Genomic DNA, 16,619 nt, shown 5'->3' with positions numbered 1-16,619 from the left:
GAGGAGGAAATTCAGAAGGTTAACACTGTGAATAAGTATCCGGCGGCAGCCGGATGTTGCAGCGCAGCAACAAAACGTCTTTCCAACACGCTTTTTTCAGTCGTAATATCGATCTGCAAACGCAAGGAGGTAGCCATGGGACTCACACATTCCTTGAATGTTCTGATGATCAGTGCAGCGTTCCTCTTCATCGCAACGATGATCTTCATCTGAGGCGATCAAAGCGCAGTCCGGGAGGCCAGGGACCAAAAACTCAAAAAACACCCTGCCGAAACGAATTCTAGAAAGATGCATGGCCCCGGAGACGGCGCCATGCATTTTCGTTTGGGGGCTGCGGTCTGGCAGCGGCGCTCAGGCCGCCGCACCTGCCGGCTGCCGCTCGCTGCGGGCAAAGCCGACGCGGTCGCACACGGCCGAGACCAGTGTGGCGCGGTTCATCGTGTAGAAGTGGAACTCGCCAATGCCGCGGGCGATGAGATCCTCCACCTGCCGGGCGGCAAGGTCGATCGCCACCGCAGCGCGCTCCTGCGGACGGTCGTCGACGGGTGCCAGCCGGTCGGCCAGCCAATCCGGCACGGAGGCTCCGCACAGGCCGGCGAACTTCTGCACCTGCGACAGATTGTGCACCGGCAGGATGCCCGGCACGACCGGGATCGAGATGCCAGCCTTGCGCACGCGCTCCAGGTAACGCTCGAAATCGTCGTTCTCGAAGAAGAACTGCGTGAGCGCACGTGTCGCGCCGGCGTCCACCTTGCGCTTGAGCATGTCGATGTCGGCGGCGACATCGGGGCTCTGCGGATGCTTCTCCGGATAGGCGGACACCGAGATCTCGAAATCGGCAAGGCCTCGCAGACCGGCGGTCAGCTCCGCCGCATTGGCATAACCACCCGGATACGGCTGGTAGGCCGTGCCGACGCCGCCCGGCGGGTCGCCCCGCAGCGCCACGAAGTGCTTGACGCCGACCGCCTGGAATTCGGCGACGACGGCATGCACCTCCTCCTTCGTCGCTCCGACGCAGGTGAGATGCGAGGCGGCAGGCAGGCCCATCGCAAGAAGCTGGCGGACGGTGGCGAGCGTCGGCGCCTTGGTGGAACCGCCGGCGCCGTAGGTCACCGACATGAAGCCGGGATCATAGGCCGAAAGCGCGGCGGCCGTCTGCCAGAGCTGGCCTTCGGCTTCCGCCGACTTCGGCGGAAAGAACTCGAACGACAGGCGGATGTCCTTGCGGGCTGGGCGTGCGGTCGCCTTGTTCATGTCAACTCCTCCTGCGGATGGCAATGGTGTCGGCGGCCCGTTCACGCTGGTCGCGGGCAAGCCAGATGGTGACGGTCAGCGCATCGGCGGCCGAATGCGCAGGCTTGAGGTCGACGACCTCCTCGACGACAAGCCCCGCCTTCTCCAGCCACTCGGCGAGCGTCTGGTGCGAGAAGCCGAGGCGGATATGGGCATGTTCGTCGCGCAGATGTTCGAGCGCGTGCGGGGCAAGGTCGATAATGGCGAGGCGCCCGCCGGGCGCGAGCATGCGGGCGGCCTCAGCCACCGCCGCGTCCGGCTCGTCGAGAAAGTGCAGCACCTGGTGGATCGTCACGACGTCGAACTCGTCACGCTCCAGCGGCAGGTTGAAGATGTCGCCGTGGCGGATTGAGGCCTTGGTGATGCCGGCGCGGTCGAGATTGGCGCGCGCCACCGCGAGCATGTCGCGGCTGGCATCGACGCCGACGCCGCGCTTGTAGAGCCCCTCGAAGAGCTGAAGGATGCGCCCCGTGCCCGTGCCGAGATCGAGAAAACCGTCCACCGGCTCCGTGCCGATCATCTGGGCCAGCCTCGCCTCCACCTCCGCCTCGCTGACATGCAGCCGGCGCACCGCGTCCCACTCGGCCGCGTTTCGGCTGAAATAGGCCTGCGCCTTGTCGGCGCGGATCTTCTTCAGCACGCGCAGCCGCTCGTCGTCGCGGGCGAATACCGCGTCTGCCGGGTCGGCGCTCTCGAGGAGCTGACGGGCGAGCGTGACGGCAGGTCCCCCCTGGCTCAGCCGGAAGAAGGCCCAGGCACCCTCTTGGTAGCGGTCGACGAGCGCGGCCTCGGCGAGCAGCTTCAGGTGGCGCGAGATGCGCGGCTGGGACTGGCCGAGGATGTCGGTCAGGTCGGTCACGGTCAGATCGCCGTGCGACAGCAGCGCGAGAAGGCGAAGGCGCGTCGGTTCACCCGCCGCCTTCAGGATCTCCACGATGTCGTCCAGTCCGAGTTTCTGCATGTCGCCCATGGCCCATCCAATCAAGACATAAAGATATGTTTATGTGATTAACCCGCGTCGCGCAAGGGCAAATCCGTGTCGCCGATCTTCCCATCAACACGCCAAAAGAAAAACCCCGGCAAGCCGGGGTTTCTCAAAGGGTGTGATGGCACCGTGCCTCAGCGCGTCAGGCGCTTGTAGGCCTGGCTGCCGGGATTGAGGGCATCGGGGCCGAGACGGCGGACCTTGTCCTCTTCGTAGTCCTCGAAGTTGCCTTCGAACCATTCGACATGACCGTCGCCCTCGAACGCCAGGATGTGCGTCGCGAGGCGGTCGAGGAACATGCGATCGTGGCTGATGATGATCGCGCAACCGGCAAAGCTCTCAAGCGCGCTTTCAAGCGCACCGAGCGTTTCCGTGTCGAGGTCGTTGGTCGGTTCGTCGAGCAGCAGCACGTTGCCGCCGGCCTTCAGCATCTTGGCAAGGTGCACGCGGTTGCGCTGGCCGCCCGAAAGATTGCCGACCTTCTGCTGCTGGTCGCCACCCTTGAAATTGAAGGCCCCGCAATAGGCGCGCGAATTCATCTCGAACTTGCCGAGCTTGACGACTTCGGCGCCACCCGAGATTTCCTCCCAGACGGTCTTGTTGCCGTCGAGCGCGTCGCGGCTCTGGTCGACATAGCCGAGGTGCACGGTGTCGCCGATACGGATCGAGCCGCTATCGGGCGTTTCCTGGCCGGTGATCATCTTGAACAGCGTCGATTTGCCGGCGCCGTTCGGGCCGATAATGCCGACGATGCCGCCCGGCGGCAGCTTGATCGACAGGTCGTTGATCAGCGTGCGACCGTCAAAGCCCTTCTTGATGCCTTCCAGCTCGATGACCACGTTGCCGAGACGCTCGGAGACCGGGATGATGATCTGGGCGTCGCCGGGCCGGATGTTTTCCGCCGCATCGACCAGCTGTTCGTAGGCCTTGATACGGGCCTTGGACTTCGCCTGACGCGCCTTCGGGCTGGAGGCGATCCACTCCTGTTCGCGCGACAGCGCCTTCTGGCGGCCGGCTTCCTCGCGGCTCTCCTGCTTCATGCGCTTGGCCTTGGCCTGGAGATAGGCAGAGTAGTTGCCTTCGTAGGGAATGCCGCGGCCGCGGTCGAGCTCGAGGATCCAGCCCGTCACGTTGTCGAGGAAGTAGCGATCGTGGGTGATCATCATCACGGCGCCCGGATAATCGCGCAGGTGCTTTTCCAGCCAGGCGATGGTTTCGGCATCGAGATGGTTGGTCGGTTCGTCGAGCAGCAGGAGGTCCGGCTGCGACAGCAGCAGGCGGCAGAGCGCGATGCGGCGGCGTTCGCCCCCCGACAGCAGCGTGACGTCAGAATCCTTCGGCGGGCAGCGCAGCGCTTCCATCGCCATCTCGACCTGCTGTTCCAGGTCCCAGAGATTCTGGCTGTCGATGATATCCTGGAGCTTGGCGCCCTCGTCCGCCGTCTCGTCGGAATAGTTCATCATCAGCTCGTTGTAGCGGTCGATGATGGCGGTCTTGTCGGCAACGCCGACCATGACGTTCTCGAAGGCGGTCTTGGTCGGGTCGAGATGCGGTTCCTGCTCCAGGTAACCGACGGTCGCACCGTCGGCGAGCCAGGCTTCGCCGGTATATTCCTTGTCCTGGCCGGCAATGATGCGCAGCACCGTCGACTTACCCGCGCCGTTCGGGCCGAGGATGCCGATCTTGGCATCGGGATAGAAAGACAGGTTGACGTTTTCGAGAATTTTCTTGGCGCCGTAGGCCTTGTTGAGCCCCGACATGTGGTAGATGAATTGACGTGCCATGCAAACGCGCTCCGGATCGGACAAATTTGCCCGCTATGTAGGCGAATTCTCCGCCCGCGGCAATGTAAGAAAGCCGCACTGCGCCCCACGGCGAAAACCCCGCCCCGCATCCTGTTGATACCGTCGGCAAGCGACACGGTGCCCAAATCCGACCGGTATCTCGCCAGTCCGGGCTGAAGGACACCCCGCCCGCTCGCGCTGCCCTACCCCGCCTGCCCCGGGCCCGTCACACCCTCGGTGCACCGCGACTTCGTCGGGACGGCGGCGGCGATGCGCTCGGCCAGCGTCGGACCATCGCCGGCAAGGCCGATGGTGAGGCCGGTCACGACGGAGCCGCCCTCCGTCTTGCGGCAGCTGAGCCGCACGCGCTCGCCGGCCCCCTTGCCGAAGGCGGCGTCGAAGGCGGCCCGCACTTCGGCAAGGGTGACCGCCGCCCCCGCCTTCTGTGAAAAGAGCGCACGCACCGGCGAGGCGTTGAGCGTATCGAGCAGGTCGAGCGAGCGGCTGTAGTAGATCTCCGGGGACACCGCGACGCAGCTGCCGCTGCGCAGCCATTGCTGGCGGTCGAGGCCGAGGCGCGCGGCGGGCATGGCCGCCATCAGGCGCTCCTTCGTGACGGAAGCGAGCACGATATCCGGCAACTCCGTCCACTTGCCCTTGCGGGCCCTTTGCTTGAGCGCCGCCTCGATGCCGCAATAGCTCTTGCGCACCTGGAACCGGCTGAGCAGCGAGAACTGCCGGGCCGCCGGCGCATTCGTGGAGAAATCCGCACAGCCGCGGCTCTTCGGCCGGGCGGCGCAGTAGCCTTTCTGCCAGCTGACGGACAGCACCTCGCGGCCCTCTCTGCTCGCCGGTACGGTCTGGGCGGCCGCGGGACTTGCGAGGAAAAGGAGGCACGCAGCAAGGAGGGAAAGGGCGGCTTTGAAAATCAGTGCGGCATTGGTCATCATGACCGGCTCCCGAACAAGAACAAAACAAGATCATATACAACCAAAAATCCATAAAATGCAACCATAAATCGGAAAAATCACGACATGCGGGAGAAAGCGTAAAAATACACGCCGTATCCCGTTGTCTTTCATCGGCAAATCGCGTTGACCTTGCCGAAACGGGAGGACAGACCGGTGTTTTCGCTGGCTTCGATGCTGCAAAGTCCAAGTGGAGCGAGCCTTGCACTGCGGCACGAGGCCGCCCGGGGCGAGGCGCGCGGCATCCTGCTCGTCAGCCACGGCCTCGCCGAGCACAGCGCACGCTACGCGGAATTTGCCGGACGCCTGGCGGCGGAAGGGTTTCATGTCTATGCCCACGACCATCGCGGCCACGGCTTCACCACCGCGCCGGACGCCCCGCGCGGCCAGTTCGCGCCCAAGGACGGCATCGCCCGGGTGATCGCGGACCTGCGCGCCGTGCGCGACCATGCGGCGGCGCGGCATCCGGGCCTGCCGGTCGTGCTCTTCGGCCATTCGATGGGCGGCCTGCTGGCCCTCGCCTTCGCGCAGGCGCATCCTGGCGATATCGACGCGCTCGCGGTGTGGAACTCCAATCTCGAACCGGGGTTTTCCGGACGCGTGGCGCAGGTCGTGCTGGCGGCAGAACGCATGCTGAAGGGATCCGATGTGCCGAGCGGCCTGCTGCCGCGCCTGACCTTCGGCACCTGGGGCCGCGCCATCGCGAACCGCCGTACGGATTTCGACTGGCTGTCGCATAACCCCGCCGAGGTGGACGCCTATATCGCCGACCCGCTCTGCGGCTTCGACGTCAACGTCGCGATGTGGATCGACATCTTCGCCGTCACCTTCGCCAATGCCTCGGCGGAAGGGATTGCACGCCTGCCGAAGCGCTTGCCGATCCATCTCGTCGGCGGCGAGGAGGACCCGGCGACGGATTTCGGCCACGCGGTGCACGCCTTTGCCGGGCGACTGAAAAAATCGCGGCTTGAGGACATCACCACAACAGTCTATCGCGGCATGCGTCACGAAACGCTCAAGGAGAGCCGGCCGCTCCGCGATCCCGCCGTCGACGCCTTTGCCGTCTGGTGCCGGCGGGTGGTGGACGCACGGACCCGCGCCCGGGAACACGCATGACCACATCCGCCACCATCACGCCGCTGCGCAACGAGGTCAGCTTCGGGCTCTCCCTCATGGTGCTCTCGGTTCTCATCGCGCCGATCATCGACATTTTCGCGAAACTGGCGGTCACCGCCGTGCCGGCGACCGAAATCACCTTCGTGCGCCTGCTCTTCCAGATGACCGTTCTGGGGCCGATCTGCCTCCTGCGCGGCACGCTTCTTGATGTCACCTGGCGGAAGATGGGCCTGCATGCCGCCCGCGGCCTTCTGATGGCGATCACCATGATCACCTTCGTCACACCGCTCGCCGTCATGGAACTGGCCGACGCTATCGCCATCTTCTTCGTCGAGCCGATCATCCTGACCATCCTCGGCTCGATCTTCCTCAAGGAGACCATCGGCTGGCGGCGCTACACGGCCTGCGGCGTCGGCTTCTTCGGCTCGCTGCTGGTCATCCAGCCGAGCCTGCAGGAGGTCGGCCCCATCGCGTTGCTGCCCGTCGTGTCGGCGCTCTCGCTCGCGCTGTTCTTCCTCCTGACGCGGCTCGTCGCCCAGAAGGAGGACCCCTGGTCCATGCAGTTCTATGCAGGCCTCTGGGGCGCGCTGTTCTCCGGCCTGCTCCTCCTCGTCGGCGGCAGGCTCGGCATCGCCATGCTGACGCCGGTCGTGCCCGACATGGCGAACACAATCTACATCGCCAGCGCCGCCGTCGCCGCCACCATCGCCGGCGTGCTCGGCGTCTACGCCTATCGCTCGGCCCCCGCCTCGACGCTCGCCCCGCTGCAATATCTCGAGATCGTCTCGGCGACGATCCTCGGCTGGCTCGTGTTCGGCCACCTGCCGGACGCCGTGAAATGGCTCGGCATCGCCATCATCATCGCCTCCGGCCTCTACGTCATCTGGCGCGAGCGCAAGCTCAACAAGACGGCGACGATACCGCCCGTCTCCACGCCGATCTGACCTTGCCCGCCCGCGCGAACGGCGCGGCAGGCATCATGTCAGTCTGAGCCGTCATGATCTCCCGCCGGGCGCCGTCTATCGTGTCCGGCAGCTTTTTGTTATCGAAAGGGAAACGGGCGAAAAGCCCGGCGGCCGGCCGCATTCCGGCACCGCCGAGGAGGGAGTGCACGATGGAGAAGTCGAACCTGCCGCTGTCAGGCATTAGGGTCATCGAGCTGGCGCGGGTTCTCGCCGGACCCTGGGCCGGGCAGATGCTGGCCGATATGGGCGCCGATGTCATCAAGATCGAAAACCCCGACGGCGGCGACGACACGCGCGCCTGGGGCCCGCCCTTCGTGACCGGCAGCGACGGCGAGAACCTGTCCGCCGCCTATTACCACTCCACCAATCGCGGCAAGCGCTCTATCGCAGTCGACCTCAAGACCGAGGAAGGCCGCGCCGTCGTCCACCGCCTTGTCGCGACGGCCGATGTCGTCATCGAGAACTTCAAGGTCGGCGGCCTCGTCAAATACGGGCTCGATTACCAGAGCCTCGCCAAGGTCCATCCCAAACTCGTCTACTGCTCGATCACCGGCTTCGGCCAGGACGGTCCTTATGCCGCCCGCGCCGGCTATGACTATATCGTGCAGGGCATGTCCGGCTTCATGTCGGTGACGGGCGCACCGGACGGCGAGCCGATGAAGGCCGGCGTCGCCATCGCCGACATCTTCACCGGCATCTATGCCGTCGCCGCCATCCAGGGGGCGCTCATCCATGTCATGAAAACCGGTCAGGGCCAGCATGTCGACATGGCGCTGCTCGACGTGCAGTCGGCCGTCATGGCGAACCAGAACATGAACTTCCTCGCCTCCGGCAACGCGCCGACGCGGCTCGGCAATGCGCATCCCAACATCTCGCCCTACGAGGTCGTGCCCACCTCCGACGGGCACATCATCCTCGCCGTCGGCAATGACGGGCAGTTCCGCAAGCTCTGCGGCATCCTGAAGCTCGAGGGCGTCGCCGACGACGAGCGCTTCGCCACCAACCGGGCGCGCGTCGCCCATCGCGACGAGGTGCGCCGCCTCGTCACCGGTGCGACGGCCAGCATCAGCAAGGCCGATCTGCTCGCCGCCTGCGAGCGCGAGGGCGTGCCAGCCGGGCCGATCAACTCCATCGCCGAGACCTTCGAGGATCCGCAGGTGAAGGCGCGGGGCTTGCGCATCGATCTGCCCGATGCCGACGGCAACCGCATTCCCGGCGTGCGCACGCCCATCGTCTATTCGGGCACGCCCCTCGCCTATGACCGGCCGAGCCCGCGGCTCGGCGAACATACCGACGCCGTGATGGCGGAACTTGGCATCCTCGAAGCAGGAAAGAAAAGCGCATGAAGACCGGTGGCCAGTTGATCGTCGATGCCCTCGTTGCCAATGGCGTCAAGCGCGTCGCCTGCGTGCCGGGCGAAAGCTACCTTGCCGTGCTCGATGCGCTGCATGACACCGATGTCGACGTGCTCGTCTGCCGGCAGGAAGGCGGCGCGGCGATGATGGCGGACTGCTGGGGCCGGCTGACGGGCGAGCCCGGTATCTGCATGGTCACGCGCGGCCCGGGCGCCACCAACGCCTCGGCGGGTCTGCACATCGCGCGGCAGGATTCGATCCCGATGATCCTCTTCATCGGCCAGGTACAGCGCGATGCGCGCGAGCGCGAGGCCTTCCAGGAGGTGGAATACCGTCGCGCCTTCACCGAGGTCGCCAAGTGGGTGGCGGAGATCGACGATGCCCGCCGCATCCCCGAATTCATCACGCGCGCCTTTGCCGTCGCCACCTCCGGCCGGCCGGGCCCGGTGGTGCTGGCGCTGCCCGAGGACATGCTGACGGATACGGTCGAGGCCGTCGACGCAAAGGCCTATATGCCGGTCGAGGCACACCCCGGCCGCAAGCAGATGGAAGAGCTGGCGCGGCGTCTCGAAACAGCCGAGCGCCCGCTCGTCATCCTCGGCGGCACACGCTGGTCCGAAGAGAGCGTCGCCGGCTTCACGGCCTTTGCAGAGCGCTGGTCGCTGCCCGTCGCCTGTTCCTTCCGCCGCCAGATGCTGTTCGATCATCAGCACCCGAACTATGCCGGCGACAGCGGCATCGGCATCAGCCCCGCACTCGGCAAGGAGATCCGCGAGGCGGACCTCGTCATCCTGCTCGGCGGCCGCTATTCGGAAATGCCGTCCTCGACCTACAGCCTGCTCAAGGTGCCCTACCCGCAGCAGGCGCTGGTGCATGTCTATCCGGACCCGTCCGAGCTCGGCCGTGTCTACAGGCCGGACCTTGCGATCTGCGCGGCGCCAGAGGATTTCGTCGCCGCGCTCGACGGCCTCGCGCCGAAGACCGCCCCGCGCTGGGCCGCCCGTACCGCCGCCATGCATGAATCCTACCTGAAATGGTCGACCCCGCCGCAAACCGGCCCGGGCGGCGTGCAGATGGGCCCGATCATGGCCTGGCTGGAGGAAAACACGCCCGAGGATACGATCTTCACCAATGGCGCCGGCAACTATGCGACCTGGGTGCATCGCTTCCATCGCTTCCGCCGCTTTGCGACGCAGGCCGCCCCGACATCGGGCTCGATGGGCTATGGCCTGCCCGCCGCGGTCGCCGCCAAGCAGCTCTTCCCGGAGCGTGAGGTTATCTGCTTTGCCGGCGATGGCTGCTTCATGATGCACGGCCAGGAATTCGCCACCGCCGTGCGCTACAACCTTCCGATCATCACCGTCGTCGTCAACAACGGCATCTACGGCACGATCCGCATGCACCAGGAGCGGGAGTATCCCGGCCGTGTCAGCGCCACGGATCTGACCAACCCGGATTTCGCCGCGCTCGCCCGCGCCTATGGCGGCCATGGCGAAACGGTGGAGACGACGGAGGATTTTGCGCCAGCCTTCCTGCGCGCCCGCCAGAGCGGCAAGCCGGCGATCATAGAGGTGAAGCTCGACCCGGAAGCGATCACGCCGACGCGCACGCTCTCGGATATCCGCAGCGGGAAATGACGTTTTGGGGCGTGAACGCCCCTCATCCCGCTACTGCGACCTTCTCCCCGCAAGCGGGGAGAAGGCGGATGGGGCAATGCCTCACCTACCAACATATCGTCGATGCTTTGGGAAGCCGTTGCGGCATTCCCCTTCGCCCCGCCTACGGGGAGAAGGCAACGGCAGGCGGTTGAGGAGCCAGGTCCTCAGCCGCGAAGATGCTGCGCCTGCTCGTAGGTCTTCGTCGAGCGCATGCCGGAACGGCAGTAGCCGAGCATCGGGCGCGGCAACTCGTCGAGCGCGTCAACCATGCCGCTCACCGCTTCCGCAGTCACGCCCATCGGGCCGACGGGCACATGGGCCGTCTCGATACCGAGTTCCTTCGCACGCGCCGCAATGGCCGAGAATTCCGGCTGGCCTGCCTCTTCATGGTCCGGGCGATGGCAGACGATGGATTTGAAGCCCAGGGCGGCGATGGCGTCGAGATCCCCGACGGCGATCTGGCCGGAGACGGAATATTCGTCGTTGATCTCGCGGATATCCATGGGCGGTTCCTTCTAGAAAACAGGGGTGCTCACCGTTTAAGCCCGAGCCGCGGGAGCGTCAATCACGCAAAATCTATAGCAATTCCCGAAAAGAGCTGAAGCGCATCGCTCCGGCAACGAAGGAACATCCCCCTCCGCCCGAAAAATGCGCAGGCATCCTAGCGGACCTCGAAGGCGAGGCCGTAGCTCACGCTTTCGCCGGGCGCGAAATTCGCCGCCTCGCCGGTGGTGATCAACTCGGCGCGCGGCACGAGACGGTGCGAGACGGGCTCGATGCCGAGCACCGCCGAGCCTGGCGACAGGTTTCGCCAGACCTGCAGATGCGGCAGGGTATCCGTGCGGAAACGGATATGGACGCTGCGACCGCCAAGCGCCGCAATCGGGCCGATGGCGATCTCGGCCCAGCCATGCGCCGCCGTTTCGGCCGCCGGCACGCAGAAGATCTCGCGGTCGCCCTCGCCGAAGCGCCACGGCAGGCTGCCGCCGGGCAGCATCGCCCCCGTCAGCCGCGTGTCCGCATCGAAGAGGCCGGTGCCGAAATTGATGTGATACATGCCGAAGGGCGGCCAGGAGGTGCCGCCCGTATTGGTGATACGGTCGTCGAGCGTGATGTGGCCGGTGCTCCGGTCGGCGCGCCAGCGGCGGGCGAGATCGGCCTTGCCGCCATGGGCAAGCGAAACGGCGACGCGCCCCTCGCAGATAACCTCCCCCTCGTCTTCCTCGACCAGCACGTCCCGCGCCGGCGAGGATGAAAACGACCCGTGCAGCGGATAGAGCCGCCCGTCAGCAGCCCCCTCGACCGGCACCGGGTGGCGGATGTGATCCGGCCCGCAGGTGAACAGGAAGCCCGGCAGCGCCTTGTCGATGCGCGGATCGCCGTCCGAAGGCACCGTTGCCCCCGGCGCAAGATCGACGCCGTGAAAAACGGCGCCGGCGACGTCGAGCACCGATTGCGGCGTCAGATCGAGACGAAAGGACTGGTCTTGTGTCTGGGCGGTAAGGGAAAAGGTCATCCGGGTCTCCGGCAAGGGGCAATCAATCGGCGGCATGCTAGAGCAATTCCAGCGAAAGTGCGACGCGGTTTTACGGCCGGAACGGCGGTAAAACAAAAGGATAGCGTGTCTTCCCGATTCGGCGGAAAACCAAAAGGCTGCGTAGCGAGATGGCCGCCGGGGCACGGCCGGCCCCCTTGCCTCGCATCGCGTCACGGGAACCATCACGCCCGGTCACAAGTTTTTGCAATGCGCGTTGACCTTACGTTCACCATCGATTCAGTTTTTTCATATTAAGGTCTGAATTGAAGTGTTCCGTCCGCGCGATATGTGCAAGCAGGCAGGTCAAGAGTCGTGAATTCTATTTTTAAAACAAGCCTTTCGCTCCTTGCCGCGGCATCCGTCCTCGGAATCGCCGTCTTGCCGGCGCACGCGCAGCAGCGTTTCTCCTCGCGCGACACGGTTCTGGTCTCGCCGGAAGGCGATATTCTCGACTATGTTCCCGACGATGGCAGCGTGCGCGTGATGCGCGACAACCGCGGTCGCACCGTCTATGTCGACGGCTGGGGCAACGTCGTCGCAACCGCCATGCAAGCCGACCGCTATTTCGCGCGCGGCGACGACTATCGCCCGCGCCGCGAGGCGCGCGGCTACCCCGAAACGAACCCCGACTATTTCCCCCCGGCGCCGGAAGCCGACTACGGCGACGAGCTGACCACCAGCTCCGTGCCGGAAATGCGCGAGGGCCTGCCGGGCGACATCGAGCGCCAGCCGCTGCCGGACGCCGATTTCGGTGGCTCGCAGCCCCTGCCCGATTTTTCCGGCGACAGCGCGGCACTGCCGGAAAACAGCACCGACCCCAATGCGGAATTCGTGCCCGGCCCGAAGTTCCAGCCGGCGATCGCGATCGGCAAGATGTCCTCCGCCGAGATCACCGCGCTCCAGGTCTTCCTCGACCGCGAGGGCTTTTCGCCCGGCGTGATCGACGGCAGGAAGGGCTCGAACGTCACCAAGGCGATCGAGGCCTGGCAGAATGCGACGGGCGAGACGCTCGATCCGAACAATGCCGACGACATCCTGGAACGGCTGCGCCTGTCGGGCGGCCTCGCCTTTACCACCTACGAAATCAGTGCTGCCGATGCGGCCGGCCCCTATGTCGCCGCCATCCCGGACGACTATGCCCAGAAGGCGGCGCTGCCGCACCTCTCCTTCACTTCGACCACGGAAATGCTGGCCGAAAAATTCCACATGGACGAGGCCTATCTGAAGGAGATCAACCCGGGGGTCGACTTCACCATTCCCGGCACGATCATCAAGGTCGTCGATACCGGCGAGAAGAAGACCGGCAAGGTCGCCAAGATCCTCGCCGACAAGGGCCGCAAGCAGGTGCTCGCCTATGACGCGAACGGCACGCTGATCGCCGCCTATCCGGCCAGCATCGGCTCAGCCGACACGCCCTCGCCGTCGGGCACCGTGACCGTGGAGCGCATCGCGCTCAATCCCGGTTACACCTACAATCCGAAGATCAACTTCCAGCAGGGCAGCAACAACAAGGTGCTGACCCTGCAGCCCGGTCCGAACGGCCCGGTCGGCACGGTCTGGATCGCGCTGTCGAAGCCGACCTACGGTATCCACGGTACGCCGGAGCCTTCGAAGATCGGCAAGACGCAGAGCCACGGCTGCATCCGTCTGACCAACTGGGACGCGACGGAACTCGCCAAGATGACCAGCGCCGGCGTGACGGTCGAGTTCGTCGACTGACGATGACACGATGCCCCGCAAAAGCCGGCCCTCAGGCCGGCTTTTTCATTTGCGCGGAAAAACCGTTGCATGGCGCCGTTCCGTCACGCGGTGGGCCGGAAAATGCCGCCTTTGGCGTCGATACGTCCTTCTGGCAAGCGAGCGGGCAACCATCCTCCCGCACGCCCTTGCTGCAAGTCGCATTCGAAAATCCGGTCTCCCATGCTTGAAAAACTCCGCCCCGCCCTTCTCTGCCTCACGCTTGCCGGCCTCTTGCCGCCCGCCGCCGGCGCTGCCGACCTCATCGGCTTCTGGGACAGCCCGCAAAAGGGCGGCAACAGTTTCAACGCCGCGGTACCGGACCGGGCCTATTTCGACGCACTCGCAGCAACCGGCGCCAGCTGGGTAAGGCTCACCTTCAGCAAATGGCAGGGCGAAGGCAGGGACTTCCTGATCGGCGACGCAGACCGCTACAAGGGCCTGCCGCCCGGCGACCTCGCCAGGCTGCGCGAGACGCTCGACGCCGCCGGGGCCGCCGGTCTCAAGGTCGTGATCACTCCGCTCAGCCTGCCCGGCGCACGCTGGAAGCAGCAGAACGGCGGAAAGTTCGACGACCGGCTATGGTCCGACCCGGCCTATGCCGGCCAGGCGGTCGCGTTCTGGCTCGACCTCGCAGCGGCGCTCAAGGACCATCCGGCCGTCGCCGCCTACAACCTGCTCAACGAACCGGCCCCGGAAAAGACGACCGGGCTTGCGGAAAACGCCGCAATGGCGGAGATCTCCGCCTGGCAGGAGAAGAACACCGGCAGCACCCGCGACCTGCCAAACCTCTACGCGCGCATGATCGCGGCAATCCGCACCGTCGATCCGGTAACGCCCGTGATGGTCGATGGCGGCTACTACGCCAATCCGCGTGCCCTCGCCGCCTGGCCGGAGCGTCTTGCCGATGAGCGGGTGCTCTATGCCTTCCATATGTACGAGCCCTATGACGCCACGAGCGCGCCGAACATGAAGCGCAAAACGCCGCTTTCCTATCCCGGTACCACGACGGGCTATGCCGGCGGCAAGACGGCCTGGGATCGGAAAGCCATCGGCGATCATATCGGCACGGCCTTCGACTGGGCAAAGGCCGCCGGCGTGCCGCCGAGCCGTGTGGTTGCCGCCGAATTCGGCTGCATGCGCCTGTGGACCGACTGCGGCACCTATCTGACCGACGTCATGGACGCCGTGGACGCGCGAGGCGGCCACTGGGCCTTCTATTCCTTCCGCGAGGACGAGTGGGAGGGCATGGACTATGAACTGTCCGCCAAGGTGAAGCCCGGCCGGTTCTACTGGCTGAAGGAACAGGGCAAGGCCGGCACATTGCCGCGCGACGGCAAGCTTATGGAGCTTCTGAAGGCGCGCATGCAGAAATAGAGCATTTCCAGCCGAAGCGGGATCGCTTCGGCGTCGGACAATGCCGGAAAAACAAGGAGACAAGGCATTTCCGATGAACGCGCGTTCAGCGGAAATACCCTGGAAATAGGGCGGAGCAGCCTTCCGTGCCGCTCCGACCCGATGGACCGAAAGACTGCCTCAAGCCGCGCGGCTGTAGCCGGAGCCCTGCGCCGGGCGGGCCTCGCCGCTGGTGCGGAAGGCGCTGAGCTGGGCGGCGATGGAGGCGGCTTCCTGCGTCAAGGCCTGGCTGGCGGCATTCGCCTCCTCGACCATGGCGGCGTTCTGCTGGGTGATCTGGTCCATGGCGTTGATCGCCTGATTGACCGCCAGCAGGCCCGTCGCCTGTTCCGCCGTGCTGGCACGGATCGCATTGAACACGGCACTGACCTCGACGACCTGGGTGACGATCTGTCGCAGCGACTGGGCGACTTCGCCGACCGAACGCACGCCGTCCTCGACCTGGCTATGCGACTTGGCGATGAGGTTCTGGATGTCCTTCGCCGCATCGGCACAGCGCTGGGCAAGCGCCCGCACCTCGGAGGCAACGACGGCAAAGCCGCGCCCCGCCTCGCCCGCCCGCGCCGCCTCGATACCGGCATTGAGCGCAAGCAGGTTGGTCTGGAAGGCGATCTCGTCGATCACCTCGATGATGTTGGCGATGGCCGAGGAGGACGCCTGTATCTCTCCCATGGCAACGATCGCATGCTCCACGATCTCGCCGCCGTGCTGCGCATTGTCACGCGCCGCGATCACGAGGGCGTTCGCCTCATTGGCGCTCTGGGCCGTCTGGCGCACGGTGGTGGTCACCTGCTCGACGGCGGCGGCCGTTTCCTCCAGATTCGCGGCCTGCCGTTCGGTGCGCTTGGCAAGGTCGTCGGACGCAACCGCGATCTCACGAGCGCTGAGATGAATGGAGCCGGCGCCTGCGCCAATACTGCCGATCGCCTGCGAGAGCGTGGAAATGGCGTGGTTGAAGTCATCGCGCAGCGCCTCGTAGGCTTGCGGCAGCGGGCCGGTGATGCGCGCGGTGAGATCGCCGTCGGAGATGCGCTTCAACGCAGCACCGAAACTGTCGCTGACGATCTTGCGCTCCTCGGCGACGACCTGGGCCTGCACCGCCTGCTGCTTGGCGAGATCCGTCATGTCGTTGTAGACGGAGATGGAGAGGTCCATATCGAGGAACATCGCCTTGAGCAGGCTGGAGAAACGCGCCGCGAACTCTTCCGGCCCGATCTCCTGGCGCGCAAACAGGCCCTGCTTCGGCCAGAGAGATTTGACGGCTTCCGTCAGAAGATGCTCGACGATCAGCGCATAGCCACCGATATACCAGCGCGGCTCCAGGCCGATGCGCGCATGCACATGACCGATCGTCTGGACCTTGGTGGCATAGTCGCCCGTGAAATCGCCGGTTGCGATGTTCGCCCAATGACCGAGCTGGGCATTCTTCGCCCGGTTGATATGCGCTTCGTTGGAGAAGAGGTGGTTCACCTCCGGGCTCTTGCGCACGATCGCGTAGAACTTGTCCAGCGCCGGGCCGAGCTCCTTCTCGATGAAGGGCTTCAGCGTACGCAGACGCTTCAGGGCTGCCTCGTCGAGGCCGAGGTAGTCCAGACGGCGCGCGATATCATGGTTCTGGCTGGCGGTCTGCGGGGCTGGCTTCATTCCGAGGGGTATCCTGGCAACTCGAGAAAACGGGGAAAGCGACAAACAATCGGGGCAGCGGTGCCGGGCGACACCGCATCTTGCCCGTAACCCTTCATGGGTCCCCGTGGCGGCGCAAGGCCGATGGGGTGGCTTTCTAACGCGATATCATTAGGTTAAGC

The 16,619-nt window shown here is 65.4% G+C and carries 14 protein-coding genes; 6 read left to right on the top strand and 8 right to left on the bottom strand.

Annotated elements, in window-relative coordinates; all coding sequences use genetic code 11:
• Positions 1-11: 11 nt before the first annotated feature.
• The 5 genes from EXZ48_RS08340 to EXZ48_RS08320 all read right to left on the bottom strand — a co-directional run bounded on the left by EXZ48_RS08340 (position 12) and on the right by EXZ48_RS08320 (position 5,012).
• Positions 12-209, bottom strand: coding sequence for a hypothetical protein (locus EXZ48_RS08340; protein WP_050744520.1), 198 nt, complete (start codon positions 207-209; stop codon positions 12-14).
• Between the two features lie 142 nt (positions 210-351).
• Entirely contained in the window at positions 352-1,254 is a 903-nt protein-coding gene (metF, locus tag EXZ48_RS08335; protein WP_130515305.1) for a methylenetetrahydrofolate reductase [NAD(P)H], read from the bottom strand.
• A 1-nt stretch (position 1,255) separates the two neighbouring features.
• Positions 1,256-2,263: a metalloregulator ArsR/SmtB family transcription factor gene (locus EXZ48_RS08330; RefSeq protein WP_023517041.1), complete on the bottom strand. Its 1,008-nt coding sequence runs from the start codon at positions 2,261-2,263 to the stop codon at positions 1,256-1,258.
• Positions 2,264-2,412: 149 nt separating this feature from the next.
• Positions 2,413-4,062: an energy-dependent translational throttle protein EttA gene (gene ettA, locus EXZ48_RS08325; RefSeq protein WP_130515303.1), complete on the bottom strand. Its 1,650-nt coding sequence runs from the start codon at positions 4,060-4,062 to the stop codon at positions 2,413-2,415.
• 203 nt (positions 4,063-4,265) lie between these two features.
• The gene (locus EXZ48_RS08320) at positions 4,266-5,012 is read right to left on the bottom strand and encodes a ribonuclease (protein WP_130515301.1); all 747 of its coding nucleotides are present in this window, start codon (positions 5,010-5,012) and stop codon (positions 4,266-4,268) included.
• A gap of 144 nt (positions 5,013-5,156) precedes the next feature.
• Between EXZ48_RS08320 and EXZ48_RS08315 the strand changes: the two genes are divergently transcribed.
• The 4 genes from EXZ48_RS08315 (at position 5,157) to EXZ48_RS08300 (ending at position 10,103) form a co-directional block, all read left to right on the top strand.
• On the top strand, positions 5,157-6,146 hold the full coding sequence (locus EXZ48_RS08315; RefSeq protein WP_371687645.1) for a lysophospholipase: 990 nt from the start codon (positions 5,157-5,159) through the stop codon (positions 6,144-6,146).
• Complete coding sequence (locus EXZ48_RS08310) at positions 6,143-7,090, top strand: DMT family transporter (RefSeq protein ID WP_024271542.1); 948 nt, start codon at positions 6,143-6,145, stop codon at positions 7,088-7,090. The genes EXZ48_RS08315 and EXZ48_RS08310 overlap by 4 nt, the downstream gene beginning before the upstream one ends.
• Positions 7,091-7,260: 170 nt before the next feature.
• A complete protein-coding gene (locus EXZ48_RS08305; RefSeq protein WP_130515299.1) occupies positions 7,261-8,457 on the top strand; it encodes a CaiB/BaiF CoA-transferase family protein in 1,197 nt (398 codons plus the stop codon).
• Positions 8,454-10,103: a thiamine pyrophosphate-binding protein gene (locus tag EXZ48_RS08300; protein WP_023515377.1), complete on the top strand. Its 1,650-nt coding sequence runs from the start codon at positions 8,454-8,456 to the stop codon at positions 10,101-10,103. Before EXZ48_RS08305 ends, EXZ48_RS08300 begins: the two co-directional genes overlap by 4 nt.
• A 185-nt stretch (positions 10,104-10,288) precedes the next feature.
• Here EXZ48_RS08300 and EXZ48_RS08295 read toward each other — a convergent pair whose 3' ends face one another.
• Both EXZ48_RS08295 and EXZ48_RS08290 read right to left on the bottom strand, forming a co-directional pair.
• The gene (locus EXZ48_RS08295; protein WP_023515378.1) at positions 10,289-10,627 is read right to left on the bottom strand and encodes a TIGR01244 family sulfur transferase; all 339 of its coding nucleotides are present in this window, start codon (positions 10,625-10,627) and stop codon (positions 10,289-10,291) included.
• 158 nt (positions 10,628-10,785) lie between these two features.
• Positions 10,786-11,640, bottom strand: coding sequence for a DUF4432 family protein (locus EXZ48_RS08290; protein WP_130515297.1), 855 nt, complete (start codon positions 11,638-11,640; stop codon positions 10,786-10,788).
• A 390-nt stretch (positions 11,641-12,030) separates the two neighbouring features.
• Between EXZ48_RS08290 and EXZ48_RS08285 the strand changes: the two genes are divergently transcribed.
• Positions 12,031-13,380: a L,D-transpeptidase gene (locus EXZ48_RS08285; protein WP_371687648.1), complete on the top strand. Its 1,350-nt coding sequence runs from the start codon at positions 12,031-12,033 to the stop codon at positions 13,378-13,380.
• 201 nt (positions 13,381-13,581) lie between these two features.
• Complete coding sequence (locus tag EXZ48_RS08280; RefSeq protein ID WP_130515293.1) at positions 13,582-14,775, top strand: glycoside hydrolase family 5 protein; 1,194 nt, start codon at positions 13,582-13,584, stop codon at positions 14,773-14,775.
• 159 nt (positions 14,776-14,934) lie between these two features.
• Here EXZ48_RS08280 and EXZ48_RS08275 read toward each other — a convergent pair whose 3' ends face one another.
• Positions 14,935-16,458 carry a globin-coupled sensor protein gene (locus tag EXZ48_RS08275; protein WP_023516166.1) on the bottom strand — a complete coding sequence of 508 codons (1,524 nt, stop codon included), beginning with the start codon at positions 16,456-16,458 and terminating at the stop codon, positions 14,935-14,937.
• Positions 16,459-16,619 lie beyond the last annotated feature (161 nt).

The sequence above is a fragment of the Shinella sp. JR1-6 genome, from assembly GCF_004284735.1.
Lineage (GTDB): Bacteria > Pseudomonadota > Alphaproteobacteria > Rhizobiales > Rhizobiaceae > Shinella.
Note: the sequence above shows the minus strand (reverse complement) of the source record. Positions and strands in the feature narration are given on the sequence as shown.